At 66.3% G+C, this 15420-nt stretch carries 11 protein-coding genes and 3 tRNA genes; 2 read left to right on the top strand and 12 right to left on the bottom strand.

Annotation, left to right across the window (positions count from 1 at the left end):
* Positions 1–10 precede the first annotated feature (10 nt).
* The 8 genes from APS40_RS21860 to APS40_RS21825 form a co-directional block, all read right to left on the bottom strand.
* Positions 11–2344, bottom strand: a complete 2334-nt coding sequence (locus tag APS40_RS21860) for a glycosyl hydrolase family 95 catalytic domain-containing protein (protein ID WP_055049051.1) — start codon at positions 2342–2344, stop codon at positions 11–13.
* Between the two features lie 24 nt (positions 2345–2368).
* The gene (locus APS40_RS21855; RefSeq protein ID WP_055049050.1) at positions 2369–3433 is read right to left on the bottom strand and encodes a LacI family DNA-binding transcriptional regulator; all 1065 of its coding nucleotides are present in this window, start codon (positions 3431–3433) and stop codon (positions 2369–2371) included.
* Positions 3430–5448 (bottom strand): alpha-amylase family protein, encoded by a 2019-nt coding sequence (locus tag APS40_RS21850; protein ID WP_055049049.1) that lies wholly within the window; start codon positions 5446–5448, stop codon positions 3430–3432. The genes APS40_RS21855 and APS40_RS21850 overlap by 4 nt, the downstream gene beginning before the upstream one ends.
* 2 nt (positions 5449–5450) lie before the next feature.
* Complete coding sequence (locus APS40_RS21845; RefSeq protein ID WP_055049048.1) at positions 5451–6272, bottom strand: carbohydrate ABC transporter permease; 822 nt, start codon at positions 6270–6272, stop codon at positions 5451–5453.
* The gene (locus APS40_RS21840; RefSeq protein WP_082434596.1) at positions 6269–7231 is read right to left on the bottom strand and encodes a carbohydrate ABC transporter permease; all 963 of its coding nucleotides are present in this window, start codon (positions 7229–7231) and stop codon (positions 6269–6271) included. Before APS40_RS21840 ends, APS40_RS21845 begins: the two co-directional genes overlap by 4 nt.
* Position 7232: 1 nt before the next feature.
* Entirely contained in the window at positions 7233–8528 is a 1296-nt protein-coding gene (locus tag APS40_RS21835) for an ABC transporter substrate-binding protein (protein WP_055049047.1), read from the bottom strand.
* A 312-nt stretch (positions 8529–8840) separates the two neighbouring features.
* A tRNA-Gly gene (locus APS40_RS21830) sits at positions 8841–8914 on the bottom strand.
* Between the two features lie 175 nt (positions 8915–9089).
* Positions 9090–9174: transfer RNA gene (locus tag APS40_RS21825), tRNA-Tyr, on the bottom strand.
* 155 nt (positions 9175–9329) lie between these two features.
* Here APS40_RS21825 and rlmB point away from each other — a divergent pair.
* Positions 9330–10085 carry a 23S rRNA (guanosine(2251)-2'-O)-methyltransferase RlmB gene (gene rlmB, locus APS40_RS21820; protein ID WP_055049046.1) on the top strand — a complete coding sequence of 252 codons (756 nt, stop codon included), beginning with the start codon at positions 9330–9332 and terminating at the stop codon, positions 10083–10085.
* A gap of 39 nt (positions 10086–10124) precedes the next feature.
* On the opposite strand, the gene APS40_RS25075 is transcribed toward rlmB, so the two are convergent.
* Complete coding sequence (locus APS40_RS25075) at positions 10125–11387, bottom strand: hypothetical protein (RefSeq protein ID WP_055049045.1); 1263 nt, start codon at positions 11385–11387, stop codon at positions 10125–10127.
* Positions 11388–11455: 68 nt separating this feature from the next.
* The gene (locus APS40_RS21810) at positions 11456–12091 is read right to left on the bottom strand and encodes a DUF1345 domain-containing protein (RefSeq protein WP_055049044.1); all 636 of its coding nucleotides are present in this window, start codon (positions 12089–12091) and stop codon (positions 11456–11458) included.
* Positions 12092–12273: 182 nt separating this feature from the next.
* Between APS40_RS21810 and APS40_RS21805 the strand changes: the two genes are divergently transcribed.
* Positions 12274–12349, top strand: a tRNA-Thr gene (locus APS40_RS21805).
* A 46-nt stretch (positions 12350–12395) separates the two neighbouring features.
* On the opposite strand, the gene APS40_RS21800 is transcribed toward APS40_RS21805, so the two are convergent.
* Positions 12396–12881, bottom strand: a complete 486-nt coding sequence (locus APS40_RS21800) for a peptide deformylase (RefSeq protein ID WP_197279383.1) — start codon at positions 12879–12881, stop codon at positions 12396–12398.
* A gap of 10 nt (positions 12882–12891) precedes the next feature.
* Complete coding sequence (locus tag APS40_RS21795) at positions 12892–15318, bottom strand: penicillin-binding protein 1A (RefSeq protein ID WP_055049042.1); 2427 nt, start codon at positions 15316–15318, stop codon at positions 12892–12894.
* Positions 15319–15420: the final 102 nt, after the last annotated feature.

Below are 15420 nucleotides of genomic sequence, written 5' to 3'. Positions count from 1 at the left end.
CCACCGGGTCCTAACCCAGGGTGAGGCTGTAGCGGGTCGAGCGGGTGGCTGCCCAGGCGACGCGGCGGCGGCCCGGTACGGCGCCGATTGCCGGGCGAGTGGTCACCGGCCCGGCCGGACCTGCGACGATGACGCCGACGTCTGGCAGCTCGACGAACAGCTCACCGTCGCGACCCGCAGTGATCGTGGCGGAGGCAAACACGCCGTCCCGCCAGCTGACGCTGGCCTGGTGGCCGCCACGGCAGGCGATGTTGGAGATGCTGCCGGCCGGCCAGCTCGGCGGCAATGTCTTCAGCAGGCTGACGGCGCCCTCATGGCTCTGCACCACCAGCTCGGTCAGCCCGGCCACGGCGCCGAAATTGCCGTCGATCTGAAACACATAGCCCTCAGGTCGATCGTCGTGCGGATGCAGCACCAGCAGCGCGCGCGAGGTCAGTTGCTCCAGCAATCCGCCGATCGAACGTTCGGCCAGGCCATGGTCGCGCAGGCGGGCGGCGAGGCACAGCACCCAGGCCTGGCTCCAGCCAGTATAGCCGGTGCCGTTGTCGAGCCGCTGCGCGAGGGCGCGACGGACGGCCTCGAAGGCTGCCGGCGTGCCCGCCTCGGTGATGCGGAGGCCGGGATAGAGGCCATAGAGGTGCGAGAGGTGACGATGGCCGAGTTCGGCCGGCAGTTTGTCGTCGTCCCACTCGAGCAGGTTGCCGGCAGAGCCGATGACCGGCAGGCGCAGGCGGGCGAGCGCTGCGCGAGCGCGGGCCGCAAGGGGCTCCGTGGCATCGGCGAGCCCGACGAAGTTCTCGAGCGTCTCCCGGATCAGTTCCTGGTCCATTGCCGTGCCCTGGGTGATGGCCACCGGTGTGCCGTCGACGAGGAAGCTGTGCTCCGGAGAGGTCGATGGGCTGGCGACCAGCGCGCCCGCATCGTCCTCGACCAGCATGTCGAGCGCGAAGGCCGCCGCGGCGCGAAACACCGGCAGAGCGGTCTCCGCTGCAAAACTTGGCTCGGCGTTGCCATGATCGAGGTGGTGCTGCAGATGCGCCGACATCCAGTAGAGCCCGGACGGCCAATTGGACCATTGCGGAATGCCGGGGACTGGCGCGGTGAACCGCCAGAGATCGGCATTGTGGTGGGCCGTTGCTCCGGCCGCACCATAGTAGCGTCCGGCGGTGGCGGCGCCCGCTTCGGCCAGCTCCCGGGTGAGCCTGAACATCGGCCCCGCCAGTTCGCTCAGGCCTGCGGCCTCGGCCGGCCAGTAGTTCATCTGAGTGTTGATGTTTATGGTGTAATTGCTTGACCATGCAGGACGAACGTCGACGTTCCAGATCCCCTGCAGGTTTGCCGCCTCCGTGCCAGCGCGCGAGCTCGAGATCAGCAGATAGCGCCCGAAGTGAAACAGCAGCTCGGCCCGCTCGGCGGCAGGCCCGGAGGCTGCGAGGTCGAGATCGACCCGGCTGAACAGGCCCCGGTAATCCTCGCCGTGGCGCGCCCGCAGCGCTTGGGTTCCCTGGTCGAGCGCCCGCGCTACGCGCCCACGCGCCTCCAGCACCAGCGCCACGAAATCAGCGCTCGGCCGCTGGTCGTGTCCGCGAAAGCCGGATGCCGCCGAAGCGATCAGCCGCAGCCCGTCGCCGTCCCGCTGCAGCGCCGCCACTACGGCATAACCCATGCCGGCGGCCACGCTTCCATCCGCCGCCGGCGGATCGGTATCGTAGACCACCGGATCGTCGCCCTTGACGTAGTTTGGCAGCACGTGCGCCGGCACACGTGCCGTCGCCACCAGCCAGATGGTGCCGTGCTCCTCGGAGACCGTGACGTCGGTGTCGGGATGCGCCGGGCGAAAGGTGAGCGCCGCCGTGGCCATGGAGCGCACGCCCTGCCCCGATGCCAGCGCCACCAGCACGCCGTCGGGATGGGACACGAAGCTGTCGAGCCGGATGGGGCTGTCAGCGGGCGCGCCATAGACGGTGCTCGCCACCGCCTCGGCCAGATCGAGCCGGCGCCGGTAGCCCGAGGCGTCGCTATCGGCATAACCCAGCTCGATGGCTCCCAGCGGCTGGTAGGACTGCGTCCACGCCCTGCCCTGCAGTTGTCGCCCCAGCGCATCGGCCCGCAGATAATCACGCCGCCTGATCGCTTCGCGGAGCTCGCCGATCAGGCGCGCCGGCATCTCGCCGGTCTCGGGTCCCAATGGCCCGCCTGACCACACGGTGTCGAGGTTGAGGTCGAACCGCTCGGTGCCCACGCCGCCGCGCAGGGTTGCGCCAAGCCAGCCATTGCCGATGAGAAAGCTGTCGATGAACCCGGCAGCGGGGCTATCGAGGTCGAGGCAGTAGCGGCGGGACATGGTTGGGATCCTGGAGAACGGGTGTCAGCGCGAGCCGGGTGCCTGGGGCGTCAGCAGGCGGCGGGTCGAGCCGCGAAGGATGATGTCGCAGTTGAGCGTGATGGTATGCGGCTCGTGATGGACGCCGCGCTCGGTGAGGCGCGAGGCCATGATCGAGGCAATGGTCTCGGCGATCTTGGCGACCGGCTGCGCCACGGCGGTGATGCCGGTCTCGTGCAGCTGGAACAGCGGCACGTCGTCGAAGCTCACCAGCGAAATATCGTCGGGTACCTTGAGGCCGTGTTCGCGCAGCAGGCGCAGGGCGCCTACCGCCATATTGTAGTTGCAGCAATAGAGCGCGGTGGGCGGCTCAGGCAGCGAAAGCAGGCGCAGCATGCCCGAATAGGCCTCGGTCTCGTTCCAGTGCGTGTCGAGCACATACTCTGGGCGGATTTCGATGCCGCGGCCGAGCAGCGCCTGCCGATAGCCCTCGAAGCGCTCGCCACCGGTCCAGTCGCCGATATTGCCGGTGAGCACGGCGATCCGCGTGTGGCCGATATCGAGCAGGTGAGTGACGGCGCGGAAGCTCGCGGCGCGGTTCTCGACCAACACCCGATCCACCGGCAGGCCCGGCCAGCCATTGTCGTAGAAGATCACCGGCGTGCCGTCGCCGATGATCCCGAGAATGCGTTCGTCGACGTCGTTGCGGCCGTCCATGATCAGGCAATCGACGCGGTGCGCGACGAAGAAATCGAGCGCATCGGCCACCGCCGCCGCGTTGGCGCCATGGCAATAGGTGAGCAGCGCGCGGCCATTGCCGCGCATCACGCGGCTCAGCTGCTCCAGCACCGGGGCATGGAACTCCGACAGCGAGGGCACCATGAAGCCCACCGTATTGGTGAGCTCGGCCTTCATGGCGACAGCGATGGCGTTGCGCCGGTAGCCCAGCTCGCCGATCGCCTGCTCGATCTGCTCGCGGTTGCCACGGCGCACCGGATGGCCGTTGAGGTAGCGGGAGACGGTGCCGATGGCGACACCGGCGCGTTCGGCCACCTCGACGATGGTGGCGTGACGCCGCCTGCTGCTCTCGGTGTCGTCGATGTCGTTCAAGCTGTTCCCTCAAAGACCAGCGCGGCGTGGATGCGAAGGCTCGGGAGCCGCACTTGGACGCGATCGCCACCATCGGTGAACGGCACGTCTTCCCCCGTGATGGCGTCATAGACGCGGCTCGGCGCCTGCGGCAAGCGCACCGAGGCGGTGACCGGTCCGAGCGTCGGGATATCCTCGATCATCTCCATGACCCGGGTGCCCTCCCCGGCCGGCACGGCCTTGCCGCGCACTTGCGGCGCGCCATAGAGCAGGTGCAGCACGTGTCGCCGCTGCTCTGCCTGCCGGGTCAGCGTCACCCGGCCGGACGACGGCAGATCGGTGACGACGGCGCGGCTGGGCAGTAGCCGGTCGATCAGCCCGCGGACCAGGTACTTGTAAAGCGGCTGACCCATGGCGTGGTACATCGAGAAGATCGGATAGGCGATGTAGCCGACGCCACCCTTCAGCGTGACCGCGGCGCCAAGCGAGGCCGCCTGGGGATCGTCCGGGGCGTGCTGGTGCGAGCTGAAATGCTTGTAGCTGCGGTTGAAATAGGAGGGGCCGATCTCGGCCAGCACTTGTGCCCCCTGCGCCTCGATCGTCTCGCCGACCCCATACATGACGAAGGGGGACTGGGTGAGCGCGGCATCAAGCTTGCGGCCGCCGCGCAGATAGGACGGGTTGAAGCGCACCGGGCCGTTGCTGCGGATGCCGGCATCGACGGCGAAGCGGCCATCCGGATTGAGAGCGGATCTGCCGGTCAGCAGCAGCTTGCCGCCCGCTTCAGCATAGGTCGTCAGGCGCGCTGCGAGGCCAGCATCGACGGGAATATCGTCGGGCAGGATCAGCAGCTTATAGGCCTCGAAGGCCGCCGAGGGATCGATCACGTCGAACGGCAGCTGCAACTCCTGCAGCATTTGGGCCGCGCCGTCGTCGGCGGGGCTGTTGCGTCCGCCGATCGGGTGGAAATATTCCGAGCTGAGGATCGCCACGTCGGAGATCTGCCGGGCCCCCTCCAGATAGGGCTCCAGCTTTTCGATCCGGGCGTAGGCCTGTGCGATCGAGGCATAGGTGTCGGGATTGATCGAGCCGTCGGGATGCAACTGGTCGCCGACCAGGCACTTCGACCCCAGAGCCACCATCTGCGCCGCTTCGAACTCCAGGGCATCGGGATGCTTGAAGCCGCCGAACTCTCCCCAGCTGGTGTGAAACTTGCCGGTGTGGGCCACGAAATCGAGGCCGAGAGTAGCGGCGTAGCGCGCGCTCGAGGGGAAGTGATCGTAGCCCCAGCCGCCGGTGGGCAGGCTTTCGAGTTCGAGATGGGTGTAGTTGGCGAACCGCTGCGGACCCTGCTTATGGATGTGGCCGCAGTTGTAGAAGATGCGCAGCCCCGGGAACTCGGCGCGCAAGGCCGCGGTGGTTTCACGGCGGAAGCGCTCGTTCACCCACTCGTCGTTTTTCAGCCGGTCGGCCGGGTTCTCCGGATCGAGGCCGCGCTCGGCCATGCCGGCGAGGCACTCGGCACAGACACAGTCGGGAGTGAGGATGATGTCGAAGAAGATGCCGGCCGTCTCGTAGTTGCGCGCGACCTCGCGCGCCTGCTCGAGCAGTTCGTGCCGATAGGCTTCGTGGTTGAGGCAGAGGGTGTGCCAGCCGGCGGTCAACTGGTCGGGGTCGAAGCGATTGTCGGAGGCGCTGCGCACCCGCCATTCGGGGTGGATGCGGGCGTTGCGCTCGTCCCACTGCACCGAAATATAGATCGGGCACTCGATGTCGGCGGCGCTCAGCGCCTTGACCATGTCGCCCATCAGGTCCGGCCGGGCGAGGTTGGGGTGCGGCGCCCCGACCTTGGTGGGGTAGTACGACCAGCCGTGATGGCACTTGGCGAAGATGGTGATCGAATCCACATGCGCCGCCTTGAGCGTCTTGACGAAATCGTCGGGATCGAAGGCCGAGCCGATGCCCGGAATATGCTCCGAAGTGTGGAAATCGAGATGGATCTGGCGATAGCGGAGCGGCTTGTTTGTTTGAGGCATGACTAATCCTTGGCGCCGGTGCGGGTTTCCGCCCCGGCGGCGAACTGACGTTGGAAGATGAGGAAGACGGCCAACGGGACCACGGTGGTGACGATCGCCGCCACCGACTGCAGGTCCCAGTTGAGTTCGTAGGTGCCGTTGACGCGGGCGAGGATCACCGGCAGCGGCACGTTGCTCCTGAGGTAGAGCATGGGCAGCAACAGCGCGTTCCAGGTCCACAGGAATTGCAGGATGCCGGTGGCGAACACCGAGCTGAGGCTGTTGGGCAGCACGATATGCCAGAAGGTCTGGAGGGGCCCGGCGCCATCGATGCGGGAGGCTTCGACCACCTCGGAGGGAAAGTCCTCGAGGAAGTTTTTGACGAGGAAGATCGACCAGGCAAAGCTCAGCCCCACATACGGAATGAGCACGGCGAGGAAGTTGTCGATCAACCCCAGTTCGCGCCAGAGCTGGAACAACGGGATGATCACCACCTGCTGCGGCAGCACGAACGCATTGATGATGATGATCAGCAGCAGCCGGCGGAACGGGAACTTGAGGAAGTGAAAGGCATAAGCCGCGGCCGGCGTCAGCAGCATGGTTCCGACAGTCGCCAGTGCCGCAAGGATGGCGGTGGTGACGAAGGCGGGAGCCAGCGGATAGGCTTCCCAGACCCGCTGCCAGGCGCTGAGCGTCAGGGTGAAGCTGTCGGTGCGCCACCAGCCGCGCGAGGTCTCGGCCAGAGGACGGATCGAGGTCATCACGATGCCGACGATCGGGATGATCCAGATGAAGCCGAATACGGCCATGACGATGCTTGGCCAGCGCGGCGGGCGTCCGATCATCTGGCACCTGCCGTTCGCTGGATGATGGCGGGAATGGAAACGACGAGCACCGCGACCAGCAGCACCACCGTCGCGGCGGCGCCGTAGCCGAGTTTGAACTGCGTCATCGACTCCCGGTACATGAAATAGCCCACCGTTTCGGTGCTGCGCACCGGACCGCCGCCGGTGAGGATGTAGATGATGTCGAAGGCGCGGAGCGCGCCGAGCAGGTTGATGAAAATGGCCACCCGCACACCCGGCAGAGATAGCGGCATCATTATGCTGCGCATCACCTGCCCATGGCTCGCACCATCGATATAGGCCGCCTCGAACAGCGTTCTGGGGATCGCCTGCACCGAGGCAAAACACAGCATCAGCGGCAACCCCACCCCGCCCCAGGACGCCGCGACGATCAGCACCCAGAGCGCGGTGCGCGGGTCACCCAGCCAGGGTTGTGCAAAGCCCGGCTGGAACAGCCCGATCGCCGCGTTGAGCAGCCCGCCGTCATCGGGACGGAGGATGCCGATCCACATGTAGCCGGCGACCGCCTCCGAGATGCCGAAGGCAGCAAAGATCATCACCCGGAACGGCAGCGTCTGGCGCGGCGCGAAGGCGCTCACCATGGCCAGGATCCAGCCGAGGCCCACCGAGAGGACGGTGGTCGAGACGGTGAAGATCAGCGTGGTCAGCAGCGTGTTGCGAAACGCCGGGTCGGTGAACAGCTTAACATAATTGCCCAGGCCGACGAATTTCGGTTTTGCCAGCCCCTTGATGTCGAAGAAGCTGAGCCGGATCGTATCGATCAGCGGAAACACCACAGCGATCCCGAAGAGCACCAGCACCGGCGCAAGCAACAGCCAGGCGGCCGGCCAGTCACCGGTCCGCAGCCTGGTGGCGAGCAGGTTCCCCCGCTCACCACCAGGCCGGGCGGTGGTGCCGGGACCCGCGTCCACCGTCCGTGGCGCCACCGTTTCCTGCATCTCAGTAAAGTTCCATGGCCTTGGCTTCGATCGCCGCGGTCACGGCATCGATCGTCGCATCGGACGGATCCTGCAGGAACTTCTGCAATTGCACGCGATACTCGTCGACCAAGTCGCCGGGCAGCAGGTCACCGAGGACGAACTGCACCTTGGACTGCGCCACCGCGGCCGTCGCCACCTGCTGCACCGGCCCGAGCAGCGCCGGATCGGCATTCTTGCTGGGCGACGCATAGCCATAGGAGGCGAGGATATCGGCGGCGTCCTTGCTCACCATGTAGACCGCAAAGGCGTCGGCCGCCGCCGGATTGGCGCCGTTGGCGGTGACCGCCACCTCCTTGGCGTCGACGCTCGAGGTGTCGTCATGGCCGAGCCCCAGCGCCGGGAACTGGAAGATCGAGTAGTCGACGCCTTCGTTGAGCTTGTAGTCGTTGCGGGCACGGGCATTCATCCACATGCCGATCATCAGGTAGTTCGAAGCGTCGGCGGTGAAGATCTGGTCGGCCGAGTAATCCCAGTCACCGGCGAACATCTGCTCGGGAGTGCCGCAGCAGCCGGCCTTGAGCAGCTCGGCATACTTCCTCAGCGTGGTCTTGACGATATCGTCCGTCCACGGGATCTCGTGCGCCGCGAGCTTTGCAGCGGCCTCGACCCCGCCGGTGCGCAGCAGCAGCGTTTCAAACCATTCGCCATGCGCCCAGTACTTGGCGGGCATGGCGATCGGCGCTGCAAAGCCGGCAGCCTTGAGCTTGTCGATCGAGGCGAGGAACTCGTCCCACGTCTTGGGGGGCTCGATGCCGGCCTTTTCGAGATGCGCCTTCTTGTACCAGATCGCCGACCGATCGCCGTAGGTGTAGTTCACCCCGTAGGTGACCCCGTTGGTCGAACCGAGGCTTTTCCAGGATTGATCGAGCACGGCATCGAGGTTGGCGGATGCCCACAGCTCGTCGATCGGCCTGAGGATACCAGCGTCGGCGAGCTCGGCGCGGAAAGCCGGCCAGGTATTGATGATCACATCGACCTTTTCGCCGCCCAGCAACGCCGTGCGCATCGGGCCACGCATGTCGCCCTGCCCGGTCACCACCAGCTCGCGGACCGTCACGCCGGGATGCTTGGCGGTGAAATCGGCTTCGAGCTTCTGCCACATCTCGGCATCGGTGCCGCCCTGCCACTGCAGGATGACGAGCTCGCCGCTCAAGTCCTGAGCCATTGCGGGCGCAGCCGCCAGCAATGCGGTAACGCCGACGGCGACCAGGACGGCGCGTCGACGGAGTCCGGGCGTCTGTGCACTAAAGGTCATGGTGTTCCTCCTGCTTGACGTCGGCCGTTTGGGCCTCTCTCCCTCGTCAAGTTAGTTGAAACGTTATCATCTAAGTTGCGCGTGACAATCCGATTCCGCTGTCCGCACCGGAAAATCCTTCCCACTAACGACAGTGGCCGAAGCGGCCGGGTTGAATGGAGACGGAATCGCTCCGGGTCTTGGAGGACGAAACGCGGCGCGAAGACCTGAGGTCTCCACACGCACCGCAACGCTGCCACGGGGCGGGCGAGGTGGAAGGATCCAGGAACTACGGGGCTATGCCCGGCAGTTGATTGAGGAGGGAGGGAGGATTGGAGCGGGTGAAGGGAATCGAACCCTCGTCATAAGCTTGGAAGGCTTCTGCTCTACCATTGAGCTACACCCGCGCCGTGGCGCCTTGCGCTTCTTAGTGGCAGAGGCGCGATCCTGGCAAGGGGCGAGTTTGCCCGGCAACGGCGAGCCCGACAGCTTTCCTTTGCGCACAAGCGATCCACCACCCGCCCGGCCCGGTCGGAATTGCCGGCTCTGCGGCTACTGGCTTGATCTGCTGGAGCAAGGGGCTGGTGGAGGGGACTGGATTCGAACCAGTGTACGCTAAGCGAGCAGATTTACAGTCTGCCGGATTTAACCACTCTCCCACCCCTCCATTCAGAGCCGGAGAAACGATCGGCGCCCGTCCCCGGGCGCGTCGTCGGGGCGGTTTATGTCGGGGCAGTGAACGCCTGTCAACACCCAATCGGCCAGCAACGACAGAAGCTTCATCGCCTTGCTGTCGTCTGTCAAAACCGCTACGGCATCCCCATGAGCCGCAACAAATTCCCGCCCAAACCCAAGTATGACCCTGATACCGGGCCGGTGTACCTCTATGGGCTGCATACGGTGCGGGCGGCGCTCGACAATCCGCAGCGCGAAAAGCGCAACCTGCTGGTGACGCCCAATGCGCTGATGCGCCTCAGGGAGACCGGTCCGGTGGACATGCGCTTCACCGAAACCACACCCAGGGAACTCGACCGGCTGCTCGGCGCCGATGCCGTGCACCAGGGCGTGGCGCTGGAAGTCGAGGCGGTCAGCCGGTTCGGGCTCAATGACGTGCCCAATCCCAGGCTGGTGGTGATCCTCGACCAGTTGACCGATCCGCACAATGTCGGCGCGATCCTGCGTACCGCCTGTGCGTTCGGGGCCGACGCGGTGGTGACCACGGCCCGCCATTCGCCGCGCGAAACCGGCGTGATGGCCAAGGCGGCCTCGGGCGCGCTCGACCTGGTGCCGATGATCGAAGTGCGCAATCTGGGCGACGCTATCGAGACGCTGAAGTCCCGCGGGCTCACGGTGATCGGCTTTGATTCCGAGGCCCCCGCCGCGATTCGTCCGCGCACCGACGATGCGCCCATCGCCGTCGTGATGGGGGCCGAGGGCAAGGGGCTGCGGCAGCGGACGCGCGAGCTGTGCGACGAGATGGTGCGGCTCGACATGCCGGGCCCCATCAAGTCGCTCAACGTGTCGAACGCTGCAGCCATCGCATTGTTTGCCGTGACGGCCGGCCGGCCTTCACATTAGTCGGGGCCGCGGCGGTACCGCGACCCCGTTGGGCTAGGGTCACGGCGTCGTGCAGCGCACCAGCGAGGTGCCGTTGACACTCAGCACGTCCGGACCGGCCTGATCGATCTCGATGGTCTTGTCCCCGGCCTTGAGGCTGGCCTTGCCGTTGGTGGCCGGAACGGCGTCGACGAGCATGAGCTCGCCCCCCTCGCGCACGCTGATCCGGGTGATCACCACATAGCCGGCGCTGCCGGCCTGGTCGACCGTGCCGCAGGCGGCGTAGTCCGGCGCCCATACCCCCAGATAGCCGATCTCGTCGCGTTTGGCATTGGCGGCAATCCGCGTATCGGGCTTCAGCCCTTCGGCCGGCAGAATGCCCATGGCCGGCGTGGTCATGACCGGAGCCTCGGTAGCGGCGGCGACGGCGGCAGCCGCATCGGCTGCGCCTCGGGCTTCGGCCGTCGCAGCGGCGGGGGCTGTCTCGGCAGCGGGCGCTGTCTCCGCAGCGGCGGCCACGGCAGCGTTGGCATCCGCTGCGCCACGGGCGCTGGCGCCGGTCTCCGTCGGGGCGGCTACAGCTGCGGGAGCGGCGGCGGCAGCAATGGCTGCCTCGGCATCTGCTTTGCCCTTGGCCGCCGCGGCGGCTACCGCTGCCTGCCTATCGGCTTCAGCCGTGACCTCCGCCGTCTTCTTTTCTTCCGCGGCCTTAGCGGCGGCAGCGGCCTCGGCCGCCTTCTTTTCCTCCGCGGCCTTGGCGGCAGCAGCGGCCTCGGCTGCCTTCTTTTCCTCCGCGGCCTTGGCAGCAGCAGCGGCCTCGGCAGCCTTCTTCTCTTCCGCAGCTTTGGCAGCGGCTGCCACCTCGGCAGCCTTCTTCTCCTCCGCGGCCTTGGCAGCGGCAGCGGCTTCGGCCGCCTTCTTTTCCTCCGCGGCCTTGGCGGCGGCAGCCGCTTCGGCCGCCTTCTTCTCCTCGGCGGCCTTGGCAGCAGCAGCGGCCTCGGCAGCCTTCTTCTCTTCTGCAGCTTTGGCAGCGGCCGCCGCTTCAGCCGCCTGCTTTTCTTCTGCTGCCTTGACGTCGGCAGCGGCCTTATCCGCTGCAGCTTTGTCGGCGGCCGCCTTGTCAGCAGCGGCCTTGTCAGCCGCAGCCTTGTCAGCCGCAGCCTTATCGGCGGCGACCTTGTCCGTATCGGCAGTGGCGGCCGGGGCAGCAGGAGCCTCGGCGGCGGGCTTGGCTGGCGGTGGCGACGAATTGTTGTCGCAGGCAGCGAGCAGCAGGCCCAACGACAGGGCGACTGGCAGGGCCAGAAGGTGCGTAGGTTTCATGGTCGTTTCCTCTCCGAAACTGCGGCGCCCAGGACAACCTCCCGCAGCGCATGAATTCTCGCCGGCCCTCAACCGCCGGCAGCCGCCACGACGACATTGACCGTCGCGGCGACGATGACGGTGTTGAAAAAGAACGAGACGACGCCGTGCACCGTCACCAGCCGGCGCATAGCCCGCGACGTCACCGCCACGTCGGCCACCTGCGCAGTCATCCCGAGCACGTAGGAGAAGTAGAGGAACGCTGCGCCGTCAGGCGGCTCGTCGCCCGGGAATGCCAGCCCGCCCAGGACGTCGCCCTGCTTGTCCGGATCATCCCGATAGTACTCGTGCGCGTAGTGGAGCGCCGCCATGGTGTGCACCGTGAACCAGCCGAGCAGCACGGAAGCCACGCTGGCTGCGATCTCCACCGGTTCCGCCCTGCCCTGCCCATCGTTGAGGGTCAGGAAGAGGAAGAGAATCGCCACCCCTGCGACCAGCAGGGTGGCAAGAAAGATCGCCACCACGGGCGAGTCGGCGTCGTCAGGCCGCTGCTGCAGAAACTCGGCGGTGAGGCAGGGAAACTCGACGCGCACCAGCAGCAGATAGGTGACGAACATCGCGTTGGCCGCGAGGGCCACGGCATATTTCGGCGACAGCAGCAGACACACGACAAGCGCCGCCGTGCCTACGCCGGCGCCCCAATAGAACGCGGCATGGCGCGGCAAAATGCGCGCCGGAACCGATGTGCTGCGTTTGCCTCCCACGGCGACCTCTGAGCCAGTGAATCACCAACCAGCCGGATATTTGCACGGCGAGGATGCCACATCTAAGACAAGCCGTCGCCGCTCCTCACGGCACTGCAGCGCGCCTTGCACCATGAGGCCGCCAGTGTTATCGACCGCGTCGCGCCGGTATAGCTCAGTTGGTAGAGCAACTGATTTGTAATCAGTGGGTCGCGGGTTCAAATCCTGCTGCCGGCACCACCCTGCAGCATCTCGAGCCGCCGTGGAGTTTCGCGGGGCGCCGGCTTCACCCCTCAGTGCGCTTCTTCCACTTCTTCAGCACCATGTCGCGTTTCAGGCGGGACAGGCGTTCGAGGAAGAAGCTGCCGTTCATCTGCTCGATTTCGTGCTGGGCGATGCGCGCCGGCAAGCCGTCGAAGCGGCGCTGGTGGCGGGCGCCGGTTTCGTCGTCCCAGGCGATCTGGGCGCCGTATGGCCGAGTGATCTCGACCTCTACTCCAGGCATGGCGACAGAACCCTCGGGGCCGGGAATGGCGGGGCCATCGGTTTCAGCGACCTCTGGATTGTACAGAACGAGGTAGTCGCGTTTGGCCGGGTCCGGATCGACGCTGATCACCACCACCGGCGCCACGGCGCCGATATGCACCGCCGCGAGGCCATAGGCATTGGCGGCGCGGGTCGCCTCCAGCAGGCGATTGCCCACGGCGCGCAAACCATCGTCCACCGGCCGCGGCTCCGCCTTGCGGGCAAGCCGCGGGTCGGGCCAGGTCACGATCATCGGCTCAGAACAACCCGCCGCGGCCCAGCGTCATATCGGTCTCCGCCGGATCCTGGCCGGACTGGATGGCCTGGAAAGCGTTGGAGTCGACGCCGATCACCGAGGTAACGAGATTCGGGCCGGTGCCGGGCTTGAACGCCTCGTAGATCGCCTGGTCGCCGCCGTTCGCCTTCACCCCGGTGCCGGGATCTATCCAGACCTGGGACATGCCGCCGGGCATGTTGAACGGCGTCGGGGGCTTGCCCTTCAATGCATTGCCCACGAACTCGGTAAAGATCGGCACCGCCATTTCACCACCCGTCGACTGCCGGCCCATGTTGCGCGGGGTATCGAAACCGACATAGACGCCGACGGCGAGCTCGGGGGTAAAGCCGATGAACCAGGCGTCCTTGTAGTCGTTCGAGGTGCCGGTCTTGCCGGCGACCGGGCGGCCGAGCTTCTTGGCGCCGGTGCCGGTGCCGCGCTGCACCACGCCTTCCATCATCGAGGTGATCTGGTAGGCGGTCATCGGGTCGAGCACCTGCTCGCGATTGTCGATGATCAGCGGCTCACCCTGGTGGTTCCAGCTCTGCGCGGCGCACCCATCGCAGACGCGCTCGTCGTGCTTGTAGATGGTCTTGCCGTAGCGATCCTGGATGCGGTCGATCAGTGTGGGCACGATCTTGCGGCCGCCATTGGCGATGGTGGCGTAAGCCGAGGTCATTCGCATATCGGTGGTTTCGCCGGCGCCCAGCGCCATCGCCAATACCGGGTTCAGATCGTCGTAGATGCCGAACATCTTGGCGTAGTCGGAGATCAGCGGCATGCCCAGATCCTTGGCGAGGCGCACCGTCATGACGTTTCGGCTGCGCTCGATGCCGCGGCGCAGGGTCTGCGGGCCATAGAACTGCTGGGCGTAGTTCTCGGGCCGCCAGACCGAGCCGTCGCCATTGACGATCTCGATCGGCGCATCGAGCACCACCGAGGCCGGGGTGTAGCCGTTGTCGAGCGCCGCCGAGTAGACGATCGGCTTGAACGAGGAGCCCGGCTGCCGCATCGCCTGGGTGGCGCGGTTGAACTCGGACTCGGCATAGGAAAAGCCGCCGACCATGGCGAGGACGCGCCCGGTGCGCGGATCCATGGCGACCAGCGCGCCCTCGAGTTCTGGCACTTGCTCCAGCGTGTAGGCGCCATCGCGGTCGGGGAGCTTTGACACGTAGATGACGTCGCCGGGCTTGAGGATGGAGCCGAGCTTCTTGCTCACCCACTTGATGTCCGGGCCGGCCAGCGTGCCGGTGATCCGGTCGGCAGACACCTTGCCTTCGATGTCGGTAGCGGGCCGCAGCCCGATGGTGCCCTCGTTGTCGCCCATTTCCAGCACCACGGCGAGCGTCCACTCAGGCACGTCGCTCAGTGGCTTGACGGCGTTGACCGCGACGCCCCAGTCGCCGGTGATATCGACGCTGGCAATGGGGCCGCGGAAACCCTCGCCGTGGTCGTAGTTGATCAGGCCGTCCATCAGGGCGCGGCGGGCATATTCCTGCAGGTGCGGGTCGAGCGTGGTGCGCACGCTGAGGCCGCCGCCATAGAGCTCGGCCTCGCCGTAGAGCTTGCCGAGCTGGCGGCGCACTTCCTCGGTGAAATACTCGGCCGAGTAGAGCTGGCTGCCGGAGCTGCGCGGCTTCACATTGAGGGGCTCGGCCTTGGCGGCCGCCGCTTCTTCGGCCGTGACGTAGCCGTTCTCGACCATGCGGTCGATCACCCAGTTGCGGCGTTCGATCGCCTGCTTGGGCCGGCGGAACGGATGGTAGTTGTTGGGCCCCTTGGGGAGCGCGGCAAGGTATGCCGCCTCACTGAGGGTCAGCTCGTAGAGCGCCTTGTCGAAATAGTTCAGCGCCGCCGCGGCCACGCCATAGGAGTTGAGGCCGAGGAAGATCTCGTTGACGTAAAGCTCGAGGATCTTGTTCTTCGAAAACGTCGACTCGATCCTGAGCGCCAGGATGGCTTCCTGGATCTTGCGGTCCCAGGTCTGCTCGGAGGTGAGCAGGAAGTTCTTGGCCACCTGCTGGGTGATGGTCGAACCGCCGCCCTGGATCGAGTCGTTGCCGTCGATGCGGGCCATGACGTTGTCGCGCAGCGCGCGGATGACGCCGTCCACGGCGATGCCGGAATGGGTGTAGAAGTCCTTGTCCTCGGCCGAGATGAAGGCGTTGATGATCAGCGGCGGGATGGTTTCGATCGGCTGGAACAGCCGGCGCTCCCTTGCATACTCTGCAAGCAGCGTCCCGTCGGCGGCGTGAACGCGCGTCGTTACCGGCGGCTGATAGTCCTTGAGCACCGTATAATCAGGCAACGTGGCGTTCAGCTGGTTAAGGTAGACGGCGGCGACCGCGACAGCGCCCAACGCGCAAAACACGCCGAAACCGAAGAGCCAGCCGAGTAGTCTGAGCATCAGATCGTGAACCTTGGAGCGGGCGCCACCGGTCCGATCGGGCGAGGCGCGGAATATTGCGGAATCATACCAGACAAGGGCGGAAATGTGGACAAGCCCGCC

The sequence above is a fragment of the Devosia sp. A16 genome, assembly GCF_001402915.1.
Taxonomy (GTDB): Bacteria; Pseudomonadota; Alphaproteobacteria; order Rhizobiales; family Devosiaceae; genus Devosia_A.
The sequence above is the reverse complement of the archived record's forward strand: the minus strand, read 5'-3'. Positions and strand labels throughout refer to the sequence as shown.